Source organism: Microbacterium sp. SSM24 (assembly GCF_025989145.1).
In the GTDB taxonomy this organism is placed as follows: domain Bacteria; phylum Actinomycetota; class Actinomycetes; order Actinomycetales; family Microbacteriaceae; genus Microbacterium.
Genome location: NZ_JAPDNQ010000001.1, coordinates 2,033,741 through 2,045,037 on the forward strand (window position 1 = coordinate 2,033,741; position 11,297 = coordinate 2,045,037).

The 11,297-nt window shown below is 68.8% G+C and carries 10 protein-coding genes and 1 tRNA gene; 10 read left to right on the forward strand and 1 reads right to left on the reverse strand.

The window, feature by feature from the left end:
* Positions 1–32: 32 nt before the first annotated feature.
* From OL358_RS09375 to OL358_RS09410, 8 genes are all read left to right on the forward strand, one after another.
* The gene (locus OL358_RS09375; RefSeq protein ID WP_264709709.1) at positions 33–1,634 is read left to right on the forward strand and encodes an ABC transporter permease subunit; all 1,602 of its coding nucleotides are present in this window, start codon (positions 33–35) and stop codon (positions 1,632–1,634) included.
* On the forward strand, positions 1,634–2,638 hold the full coding sequence (locus OL358_RS09380) for a sugar ABC transporter permease (protein WP_264709710.1): 1,005 nt from the start codon (positions 1,634–1,636) through the stop codon (positions 2,636–2,638). The genes OL358_RS09375 and OL358_RS09380 overlap by 1 nt, the downstream gene beginning before the upstream one ends.
* A gap of 125 nt (positions 2,639–2,763) precedes the next feature.
* Positions 2,764–4,734 (forward strand): glycoside hydrolase family 13 protein, encoded by a 1,971-nt coding sequence (locus tag OL358_RS09385; protein WP_264709711.1) that lies wholly within the window; start codon positions 2,764–2,766, stop codon positions 4,732–4,734.
* Between the two features lie 52 nt (positions 4,735–4,786).
* Entirely contained in the window at positions 4,787–5,695 is a 909-nt protein-coding gene (locus tag OL358_RS09390) for a bile acid:sodium symporter family protein (protein WP_264709712.1), read from the forward strand.
* Between the two features lie 114 nt (positions 5,696–5,809).
* Positions 5,810–6,310, forward strand: coding sequence for an FBP domain-containing protein (locus tag OL358_RS09395; RefSeq protein WP_264709713.1), 501 nt, complete (start codon positions 5,810–5,812; stop codon positions 6,308–6,310).
* A complete protein-coding gene (locus tag OL358_RS09400; RefSeq protein WP_264709714.1) occupies positions 6,307–7,221 on the forward strand; it encodes a PfkB family carbohydrate kinase in 915 nt (304 codons plus the stop codon). The genes OL358_RS09395 and OL358_RS09400 overlap by 4 nt, the downstream gene beginning before the upstream one ends.
* Positions 7,222–7,319: 98 nt before the next feature.
* A tRNA-Tyr gene (locus OL358_RS09405) sits at positions 7,320–7,401 on the forward strand.
* Between the two features lie 261 nt (positions 7,402–7,662).
* On the forward strand, positions 7,663–8,454 hold the full coding sequence (locus tag OL358_RS09410) for a M23 family metallopeptidase (RefSeq protein ID WP_264709715.1): 792 nt from the start codon (positions 7,663–7,665) through the stop codon (positions 8,452–8,454).
* 10 nt (positions 8,455–8,464) lie between these two features.
* Here the strand turns inward: OL358_RS09410 and OL358_RS09415 are convergent, their stop codons facing one another.
* Positions 8,465–8,785 (reverse strand): hypothetical protein, encoded by a 321-nt coding sequence (locus tag OL358_RS09415; protein ID WP_264709716.1) that lies wholly within the window; start codon positions 8,783–8,785, stop codon positions 8,465–8,467.
* A gap of 67 nt (positions 8,786–8,852) precedes the next feature.
* On the opposite strand from OL358_RS09415, the gene OL358_RS09420 reads away from it, so the two are divergent.
* Both OL358_RS09420 and OL358_RS09425 read left to right on the forward strand, forming a co-directional pair.
* Positions 8,853–9,977 carry a glycosyltransferase gene (locus OL358_RS09420; RefSeq protein WP_264709717.1) on the forward strand — a complete coding sequence of 375 codons (1,125 nt, stop codon included), beginning with the start codon at positions 8,853–8,855 and terminating at the stop codon, positions 9,975–9,977.
* Positions 9,978–10,282: 305 nt separating this feature from the next.
* Positions 10,283–11,254, forward strand: a complete 972-nt coding sequence (locus tag OL358_RS09425; RefSeq protein ID WP_264709718.1) for a hypothetical protein — start codon at positions 10,283–10,285, stop codon at positions 11,252–11,254.
* The last annotated feature ends 43 nt before the right edge of the window (positions 11,255–11,297 follow it).

An 11,297-nucleotide genomic window follows, 5' to 3' on the forward strand; every position in this document is an offset into this window, starting at 1 on the left:
CCTGACCCTGACACTGCGATGAGGGAGCGTCCATGGCCGACGTGAAGACAGAGGCACCGCCCGCGAACACCCCGCCGAAGAGGCCCCGAGGCGGAGCGCCCGAGTTCGGACCGCAGCGCAAGCTGACCAGCGGCGGCATCCTCGCCCTCGTCATCAAGGTGGTGCTGCTCGGCATCATCGACGCCCTCGCGATCTTCGGACTGTACGTCCTCATCGGCAAGGGCGACTGGGTCGCCGCGGCACTGCTCCTCGCCGTCGTGGGCCTGGTCAACTACATCTACCTGAAGCCCGGCGTGCTGCCGGCCAAGTACCTCACCCCCGGCCTCTTCTTCCTCGCGATCTTCCAGGTCTTCGTCATCTTCTATACGGGCTACATCTCGTTCACGAACTACGGCGACGCGCACAACAGCACCAAGGAAGATGCCATCGCGCAGATCGTGCGCACGTCGCAGGAGCGCGTTCCCGACTCTCCCGCCTACGCGGTCGAGGTCTACAAGCAGGCCGATCAGTTCGGCATGCTCGTCGCCGAGCCCGGCGGCGGCACCGCCTTCGGCACCAACGAGCAGCCGCTCGAGGACGCCTCGAGCGCGCCCGACGGCTGGGACAAGCTCAACCTCAACCAGGTGCTGCGCTTCCAGGACGAAGTCCTCGCGCTCAACGTCCCGGTGTCGGACGACATCAACGACGGCACCCTCCGCACGCCCGACGGGACGACCGCGTTCGTCTTCACCTCGACCCTCGAGTACGACGAGGCGGCCGACGCCTTCACGAACACCGAGACCGGTGTCGTCTATGCCGACGACGGCGAGGGCAACTTCCGGGCGGAGGACGGCCAGGCCCTGACACCCGGTTGGCGGGTCGTGATCGGCTGGGACAACTACGCGTACGCCTTCACGAACGAGCAGATCCGCGATCCCCTGATCCGGGTCACCATCTGGACGTTCGCCTTCGCCTTCCTCTCGACGATCCTCTGCTTCGCGCTCGGCCTCTTCCTCGCCATCGTCTTCAACCACCCGACGCTGCGCGGAAAGAAGATCTACCGCATCTTGGTGATCCTCCCGTACGCGTTCCCGACCTACCTCACCGGTCTGGTCTGGGCGGGCATGCTCAATCAGGAGTTCGGCTTCATCAACGAGGTGCTCCTGGGCGGTGCGAACATCCCGTGGCTGAGCGATCCGTGGCTGGCGCGCTTGAGCGTGCTGCTGGTGAACATGTGGCTCGGCTACGCCTACATGTTCCTGGTGTGCACGGGTGCGCTGCAGTCGCTGCCCGACGATGTCATCGAGGCCGCCAAGATGGACGGCGCGGGTGCCTGGCGTATCTTCCGCTCCATCAAGCTGCCGCTGCTGTTCGTCGCGGTCGCTCCGCTGCTGATCGCCACCTTCGCGTTCAACTTCAACAACTTCGCGGTGATCTTCATGCTCACCGGCGGCAATCCGAGGTTCCCCGATACGACGCTGCCCATCGGCGCGACCGACATCATGATCACGATGGTCTACAAGATCGCGTTCGGAAGCGGCGGCGGTCGTGACTACGGCCTGGCGAGCGCCCTGTCGATCCTGATCTTCATCGTCGTCGCGATCATCGCCGCCATCTCCTTCCGATCGACGAAGTCACTGGAGGATCTGCACTGATGTCCGACTCCATCGACCGCCAGATCAAAGAGGATCAGCTCCTCGAGAACCGCATGGGTCGCGCCGACGGCGTGACCACCATGGCCGGCATCGCCGACCTCGCGGCGAAGCCCCCCAAGCCGCCTAAGCACGTCAAGGGCGAGCGGCGTCAGCCGTTCGGCAGGTGGTTCGTCGACAAGGGATGGCGCCATCTCGTCGGGATCGCGGCGATCGTCTTCGCCCTGCTGCCGCTGGCCTACGTACTCTCGGCGTCGCTGAACCCGATCGGCACCCTGACCGGCTCGAATCAGCTGTTCCGCGCGTTCTCGCTCGACAACTACATCGAGATCCTCACGCGCGACGAGGGCATCTACCTCACCTGGTACTGGAACGCGCTGGTCATCTCGGTCCTCTCGAGCCTCGCGACCGTGCTGCTGTGCGCCATGGGCGCGTATGCGTTCTCGCGCATGCGCTTCCGTGGCCGGCGCACGGGACTGCTGTCGCTGCTGATCCTGCAGATGTTCCCCCAGCTCCTCATGATCGTCGCGATCTTCCTCACGATGATCTGGATCACCGACGTCTTCCCGGCGATCGGCCTCGGCACCCACGCCGGCCTGATCATGGTGTACCTCGGCGGCGCCCTCGGCGTGAACATCTTCCTGATGTACGGGTTCTTCAACACGATCCCGACCGCGATCGACGAGGCGGCGAAGATCGACGGCGCCGGGCACGCCCGCGTGTTCTTCACGATCATGCTCCCGCTGATCACGCCGATCCTCGCCGTCATCGGCCTGCTGAGCTTCATCGGCTTCATCGGCGAGTTCGCGATCGCGAGCGTGCTGCTGACCGATCCGAAGGACCAGACCCTCGCGATCGGGCTCTTCCAGCTGATCTCGGGCTTCCAGTCGCAGAACTGGGGCATCTTCGCGGCCGGTGCGGTGCTCGCCGCCCTGCCGGTGATGATCCTGTTCCTCCTGCTCCAGCGCTACATCGCCGGCGGTCTGATCGCGGGCAGCGTCAAGTAGACGGATGCCGCGGCTCGCGGCATCCTGGATCCAACACAATTCGAGGGCTCTGTCATGGCCACGGCCGTGCAACCACGTCGCACACTCGGCGGCGCGCGCTGCCGATCGTCCTTGAAAGGCCTGCCATGCCCCTCGCCCCGCACCACGACGGATCGGCGCTGCACGTCTCCGAGCTCGCCCCCGCCCTCGGAGACGTCGTGCACGTGCGCCTGCGCGTGCCCGCCGGATACGGCCCGCTGAGCGCCGTCCGCACGCGTTCGAACCCCGATCACGAACCCGAGTGGACCGATGCCACGCGCATCGGCGCGGCGAACGGATGGGACTGGTGGGAGGCGCCGCTCACCGTGCGGAACCCGCGACACGGCTACCGGTGGATGCTGCGGCACGAGGACGGCCGCGTCGAGTGGCTGAATCAGACCGGCGTGCACCGCATCGAGACGCTCGACGCCGAGGACTTCGCCCTCGTGGCCTACCCGGCGCCGCCCGCGTGGCTGAACGAGGCCGTGCTGTACCAGGTGTTCCCCGACCGCTTCGCCCGCTCGGCGCAGGCCGACACCCACCCGACGCCGGACTGGGCGATCCCCGCGCAGTGGTCCGACCCGGTCGACCCCGTGATGCCGGCCCGCTCGCAGCAGTTCTACGGCGGCGACCTGGACGGCGTCATCGAGAAGCTCGACCATCTCGTGTCCCTCGGCGTGAACCTCCTCTACCTCACGCCGGTCTTCCCGGCCGAGTCGAATCACCGCTACGACGCGGGCAGCTTCGAGCGCATCGACCCGCTGCTCGGCGGCGACGAGGCGTACGTGCGCCTCGTCGAGGCGGCGCACGCCCGCGGCATCCGCGTCATCGGCGACCTCACCAGCAACCACTCGGGTGACAGTCACGAGTGGTTCCGCAGCGCGTTCGGCACCCCGGGCGCCCCCGAGGAGGAGTTCTACTACTTCACCGACGAAGGCAACACCGAGTACGTGTCATGGCTCGGCTATGCGAGCCTGCCGAAGTTCGACTGGTCGTCGGAGGAGCTGCGTCGCCGGTTCGTCTCGGGCGACGATTCGGTCGTGGCGAAGTGGCTCAAGCCGCCGTACAACGCCGACGGGTGGCGCATCGACGTGGCGAACATGACCGGACGCCTCGGCGACGTCGACCTCAACGCCGAGGTTCGTCAGCTGCTGCGCGAGACGATGCTGCGCATCAACCCCGACGCGATCCTGCTGGGGGAGTCGACCAACGACGCCGCGAGCGACCTGCAGGGCGACGGCTGGCACGGTGCGATGACGTATCCGTCGTTCACCCGTCCGGTGTGGGGCTGGCTGAGCGAGCCGACCGGCGTGCCCTACCTCGATGCGGACGGGGCCGAGCTCACCGAGTCGTGGTTCTTCGGCCAGCCGATCGGCGGCATCCCGCGCTACACGGCGGGCGAGTTCGCCGACGCCGTGACGCGGTTCACCGCCGGCATCCCGTGGCGCGTGCGCCTGGGCAACATGCAGCCGCTCGACACGCACGACACGGCACGGTTCGCGACCAACGCCGCGCCGGGCGCGATCCCGGTGGCGGTCGGCCTGTCGCTCACCATGCCGGGTCTGCCGGTCGTGTTCGCCGGCGACGAGTTCGGGCTCATCGGCGCCGACGGCGAGGAGAGCCGCACCCCGATGCCGTGGGGCACCGAGAGTGAGCCGGCCGCGGCGGAGCGCATCGCCCTGTATCGCGACCTGATCGCCCTGCGCCGCGCTCATCCCGCCCTGCAGTCGGGCGGGTTCCGGTGGGTGCACACCGACGACGAGACCGTGGTCTTCGTGCGCGAGTCCGCGGACGAGACGCTGCTCGTGCTCGCCAGCCGAGGAGATGCGGATGCCGCGCTCGACGCCGGCGCGGTGCCAGGCGCCGCCGCCGCGACCGCGCTCTTCGGCGACGCGACGCTCGCGGTGGCCGACGACGGCGCCGTGCTGCTGTCGGCCGACGGCCCCGCCTTCGCCGTGTGGGCGCTGCCGGGGGTCGCGGCTCCCGCGCCGGTCCAGCCCGTCGAGACCGCCGAGGTGTCGCGCGGTGTCGTCGACGGCGACGAGACGACTCCGGCCGAGGAGGTCAGGGAGGGCTGAGGTTCTCCACATCGCGTGACACGGGGTCGCGGCATCCGGCACACTGAGTGCCATGTCAGCGTTGACCACCATCGGCCTTCCCGTGGCCCTCGGGATCATCATGTTCGGGCTCGGACTGAGCCTCACTCTCGGAGACTTCGCGCGAGTCCTCAAGCAGCCGAAGGCGGTGATCGTGGCACTGCTGTGCCAGCTGATCCTCCTGCCCGCCATCTGCTTCGGGCTCGTGCTGGCCTTCCAGCTTCCCCCGGTGCTCGCCGTGGGCATGATGATGCTCGCGGCGTCGCCCGGAGGAACCACCGCCAATCTCTACAGCCACCTGTTCCGCGGCGATGTCGCCCTGAACATCTCCCTCACCGCCGTGAACTCGGTGATCTCGGTCATCACCCTTCCGCTCATCACCAACTTCGCGATCGCGTACTTCGACCCGTTCGACGACGAGCTCGGGATGCAGTGGGCGAAGGTGCTCGAGGTGTTCGCGATCGTCCTCGTCCCGGTGGCGATCGGCATGGTGGTGCGACGTTTGTGGCCGGCGTTCGCGAAGGCGATGGACAAGCCGGTGCGCATCGCGTCGGTCGTCATCCTGGTCGTCGTGATCGCGGGGGCGGTCGCGTCGAACTGGACGCTCCTCGTCGAGAACTTCGCGCGCCTGTCGCTCATCACGATCGTGTTCTGCCTCATCAGCCTCACCGTCGGATACCTGGTTCCCCGCCTGCTGAAGGTCGGCAAGCGTCAGGCCATCGCGGCGTCGTTCGAGATCGGCATCCACAACGCGACCCTGGCGATCGTCATCGCGCAGACGGTGCTCATGTCGACGGAGCTCAGCCTCCCCGCCGCGGTCTACGGGGTGCTGATGTTCTTCGTCGCCTTCGGTTTCGGGTTCCTCATCCGCGAGCGCGGGGCGAGCGCCGGTGACGAGGCGCTCGAGCGCGACGACGCCGTGGAGCCGGCAGCGTCGGCCTGACACGGTGACGGATGCCGCGTCCCGCGCCTCGCGGCGGGACGCGGCATCCGTTCCGTCCGGCCAGGGGTACCGGGATCGGCCGTCGTTCGTAGACTGGGGTCGCGAGGAGGTGCCATGCGCCCACTGACCGAAGACGACGTGCGTTCATCGTTTGTGAACGCCTCACCGGACGAACTGCGGATCGTCGCCCTGCCGACCGATTTCATGCTCACCGACTGGGATCACCTCGACTTCTTCGCGTGGCGCGATCCGCGCACGCGCGGACGCGGCTACGTGATCACCGAGGTGGACGGCGAACCGCGCGGCGTCGTGCTGCGCGCGGCCGAGGGCCGGTCCGGCGCGCGGTCGGCGATGTGCAATCTGTGCCACACGATGCAGCCGGCCGATCAGGTCGCGCTCTTCACTGCACGGCGCGCGGGCGTCGCGGGGGAGCACGGCGACAGCATCGGCACCTACATCTGCACCGACCTGTCGTGCCATGAGAACGTGCGGCTCGCCCCGCCGCTCGCTCCCAGCGAGATCCGCGCGAGCGTCGATCTGCGCATCGACGGCACCCGCCGGCGCGCCGAGGCATTCGTCGGTCGGGTGCTCGAGAACGCGGAGGTCCGCCGATGACCCGCGTCGTCGTGGTGGGCGATGCGCTCATCGACGAGCTGCGCGACGACCACGGCGTGCGGGAGTTCGTCGGCGGCGCCGCGCTCAACGTCGCGGTCGGACTCACGCGGCTCGGAGTTCCCGCCACGCTCATCGCGATGGTCGGCGACGACGAGCCCGGCTCGCACATCCGCTCCTACCTCGCCGACTACGGTGTGGAGCTGATCGAGACGCCGTCGCCACTGGGCACGGCCCGCGCTGTGAGCACGCGCACCGGCGGCGGAGAGCCTGAGTACGTCTTCAACGACGCATCGCAGCAGCGCCGTATCCGCTTCGGCGAACGCGAGCGGGCGGCGATGGCGGATGCCGCGCTCGTCGTCGTGAGCTGCTTCGCGTTCGACGACACCGCGCAGACGGATGAGCTGGCCGAGGCGATCTCGGCAGCGGGGGCCGCCCTCGCGATCGACCCGAACCCGCGGTCGGGGATGATGCGCGATTCCGAGGAGTTCGTGCGGGGATTCGAGCGGCTCGCGGCGGGCGCGGCGCTCGTGAAGATCGGCGAGGACGACGCGGAACTCCTGTACGGAGAGACCCTCGACGCGCTGCGGGCACGGCTCGTCGACCTCGGTGTCGGTGCGGTCCTCGCGACGCAGGGCGCGTCGGGTGCGACGGTCGAGGCGGGAGAGGTCGTCGTCACGCACCCGATCTCGAACCTGCCCGGGCGCATCGTCGACACGATGGGTGCGGGCGACGCGGCGTTCGCCGCAGCGGTCGCCGCGCTCGCCGAGAGCGCGCCGTCGAGCGAGGAGGAGTGGGCCGCGGTACTGGCCTCGGCGATGGATGTCGCGGCCGCCACGTGCCGGTTCGAGGGGGCGCTCCTGCGCACGGCGGCCTCGCTCGAGTCGCTGGATCTGGACCGCATCGGCACCTGATCCTGACGGTCGCTCTTTCGATTTCGAGCACTGCCTCGCACAGCGTATGATTGTGGATCGCGCCTCCGGTCGTCTGCGAAAGTCGGACGGGTGCGCCTGGCGAGTTACCCAAGCGGCCAAAGGGATCTGACTGTAAATCAGACTGCTCAGCATTCGGGGGTTCGAATCCCTCACTCGCCACAAAGAAGAAGGGCGCCCCCGAAAGGGGCGCCCTTCTTCTTTGTGACGAATGGGGATTCGGGGAGGCGCGAGCGCAGCGAAGCCCCGGAGTCCCTCACTCGCCACCGAACGACCGAAGGGCCCTGCGAAGCGGGGCCCTTCGGTCGTTCATCGGGCACTGGGGGATTCGGTGAGGAGCCCGCCGCAGGCGAGGCCATTGCGGGATCCGGGGACGGAAACCACAATGACCTGTGAAGGTGGTTTCCCGGCAGGGGGTCCGTCATGACGCTCGTCAACCCATTCTCCGAGTTCGACATCCCTCAGGGGTGGCTCGAGGGCTCCCATGGTCTGCCCGGCGGCGGTCCCGCGATCGACTATGCGATTCCCTTCGGAACTGTGCTCCGGTCTCCCGCGGGCGGTCGGGTGTCGCTCTCCACTGACGACGCCGCCGGCCTTCGGGTCGCCGTGATCCTCGACGACGGCCGACAGATCGTCCTCTGCCACAACTCGAAGTTCATCGCGGCGCACGGTGACAACGTCGAGGCGCTCGACGAGCTGTGCGAGTCGGGCAACTCGGGTCACGTGGACCCCGCACCGACGGCAGCGAACCCGCATGCCGGAGCGCACCTGCACACTTTCGGACTGAACGCGGACGGTTCCCGATGGAACTGGACTCTCGACGTCGCCGGCACGGCCAGCTCTTTCGCCGCATCACTCGAACCGAAGGAGGACGAGATGATCCTCATCACCGCCCCGGGGGTCCACCCCGCCCTCATCGAACTGGGAGCGTTCACCGAGGTGAACAACGCCGAGAAGCTCGCGGTCGCGAGAAAGATCGCGGTGCGCCGTGTCGACCTCGCTTCCAAACGCGAGTATCAGGTGGCTCGCGCGCTCGCGCTGCATGCGCGGACCGCCGCGGCGATGGTGTCGATGACGTCGATCCAGCTCACCGACATCACCAACGCCGCGAGACTCGGCGGGGAGGACGCCGTCGAGGACCTCGACTTCGTCGTCCGGATCGAGGACGCCGTCGTGGACCCGGACGTCATCTTCCCGATCGACCCCACCCTCTGATCGGGCCGTCTCAGTCGCGTCGACGCGGCGGGATCGTCGGGAGGTGCGTGCTGTCGAGCTCGATCTCTTCGAGAGGTGCGACGAAGGTCCGCCGGCGAACCAGCAGAGGCTGGTTCGGCGGCGTGACCTGGGGCACGGCCATCGGCCGGTCGACGGCGGTCGCGCGCGCTGGTCGGTAGATCCGTGCCCGCTTCTTCTGATCCGCCCGCTGCGTGTCGACGATCAGCTCGTCTTCCGCACGGCACCTCTCGCACTCGTCGTTGGAGACGGTCCGCCGATAGTTCGGCGACCATCCGCACGTGTGCTCGGGGGGTGCCGGATCGCGGAACATACGTCGAGGCTAACCGCGGTGCGACCGCGAGTGCATCGACAGCCGCCGGATCGATACAGTCCTCCGTATGAGGGTGCTGTTTCTCAGCGCGAACCTGGGTGGCAACGTGCCGCCGACGATGGCGATCGTCCGCGAGCTGTGCCGTCGCGGGGTCGAGGTCGATGTCGCCGGAATCCTCCTCCCGGATGCCGCGCAGGGTTCGGGTGAACCGGCCTCCGACGCCGCGGTGACGCCCACCGAGGTCGATGCCCCGTGGGCGCAGCAGCGCGACGAGTCGGGCGGACCCCAGCCGCTCGGGCCGACTCTCGCTCGCATCTTCCTCAGCTCGCGTCTCACCCGTGACGCGGAGGCGCTCATCCGGGAACGCCGGCCGGACGTGGTCGTGGTCGACTGCATGGCGCTCGCGCTGATCAAGGGCGCGAACCGCAGTGGGGTCCCGGTCGTCGTGCTCCTGCACACGTTCGCCGAGTACTGGCGCCGCAGCTTCCTCCGGGGTCCGGTCGCGGCGATCGTCGGTGCGCTCGGCTTCTCGCCGCGCGCCCTGTGGAGCGCGGCGACGCAGCGCCTTCTGCTGACGGATCCGGTGCTCGATCCCGCGCGGGACGCCCCGGGGTTCGAGAGCTACTTCTGGACGGGAACCACCGAGACGGGCGCGGCCGGCGAACAGCATCCGGCCGGCGGCACCCCGCGCGTGATCGTCTCGTTCTCGACCACGCCACTGCCCGGGATGCGGCGGGCGTACCGCGATGTCATCGAGGCGCTGAGCGGTCTTCCCGTCGACGCGGTCGTCACGACCGGCGGGTATGACCTGCGAGCAGCATCCGTCGCGCCGAATGTGCAGGTTCGCGGATACGTGCCGCACTCCGAGGTGCTTCCCGGGGCGGCGCCCCTGATCGGACACGGCGGACACTCGACGACGATGAAGGCGCTCAGCCACGGCATCCCGCTTCTCGTGCTGCCCCTCAACCCCACAGCCGACCAGGCGCTCATCGGCGACGTCATCGGCGAAGCGGGTCTGGGGCGGCCGATCTCGGCGCGGAGCGGTCCGGAGAGGATCCGGCGAGAGGTCGCTCAACTGCTGCAGGACTCCGCCGTTCAGCAGCGCGCGCGGGCGACGGGCGCTCGCTTGCGCTCGCTTCCGCCCGGCGCGGCGATCGCCGCCGATCTGATCCTCGACGCAGCTCGCAGCTGACCGCACCGTCGCGCTGAGGCATCCGGTCACCCCGAGCCTTCGCGACGCAGGAGAAATCCGCCACGCAGGACGAAGTGGCAACGTATCGTCCTGCGCAGCGGATTTCTCCTGCAGCACTAGCGCTGCGCGGACGGATGCTGCGACCGAGGTCCCGGTGAGGGAAACGGATGCCGCACCCGGCGTGCCGGGAGGGCGCGAATCACGGCCGAAACGGCCGCAGACCGGTCGTTCGTGCTCTCTCGGCAAGCAATGCCGGTGCGTGCGAGGATGGGCGTGCGGGTGAGCCCCGCGATGAGAGGAACGTCATGACCGCGCCTGAGCCCTACGCACCCGCACCGCAGCCTGCGGCCGACGACGGTCCTACGTCGCTCGTGCGGGCGGCGATCTGGGTCGCGATCGGCGCGCTCATCGCCGCGGCCCTGGTCTGCGTCGTCTGGGTGCTGATCGGCGGGCAGAACGGCATCGTGGGTCGAGCGTTCCTGACGATCCTGCTGCTGGTCGGGTTCGCCGGCGCGACGATCCTCGACGCCCACCTCGCACCCCGTCGGCCCGCCTGGTTCGCCCTGGCGAGCATGGGCGTCTGGATCGCCACGCTGCTGATCGGCGCCGTCATGATCTGGCTGCCGGAACGCTACTCGTGGGGTGGCTTCTCGCGCTTCGTGCAGTTCCTCTTCATCGTGCTGATCCTGCAGCTGGTGCTGCTCCACGTGCGCCTCTATCTGAAGGCGTTCCAGCGCTACGACACCACCTTCACCCGCGCGGTCGCCATCGTCACGATCATCCTGGTGGTCGCGCTCGCCGCCCTCCTGATCGTGCCGCTGATGCTCGGCGAGTACCTGTGGTTCCCCGACATCTACTGGCGGGTGACCGTCGCCGTTGCGATCCTCGCTGCCGTCGGCACGGCGATCATTCCGCTGGTGAACGTTCTCTTCGCCCCGAAGAAGCCGCGCGCCGCCGCCCCCTACCCCACGCCGTACGCGGTCGCACCCGTCGCCCCGCAGCTCGCCGCGCCTTCGGCTCCGGTCGCGGACCCGGCATCCGTCGCCGCACCGCAGGAGCTGCTGCCCTGGCCGACATACGTCGACGGTGCCACGCCGCTGCCGATGCTTCCCGACGGATCGCCCGACTGGGGCGCCTACTACACCGGCTATCCGACGCCGGGTGCGCACGTGTTCGGCGCTCCCGAGCCCACAGCGCCGCAGACGGATGCCGCGCACCCCGCGTCGAGCGGATACGAGGGCTTCCCGCCGCCGCCTCCGCTTCCGCCGCGCCCGTAGCCCAGCTTCCGCCGCGCCCGTGAGCGGATCTCGCCGGCTGGGA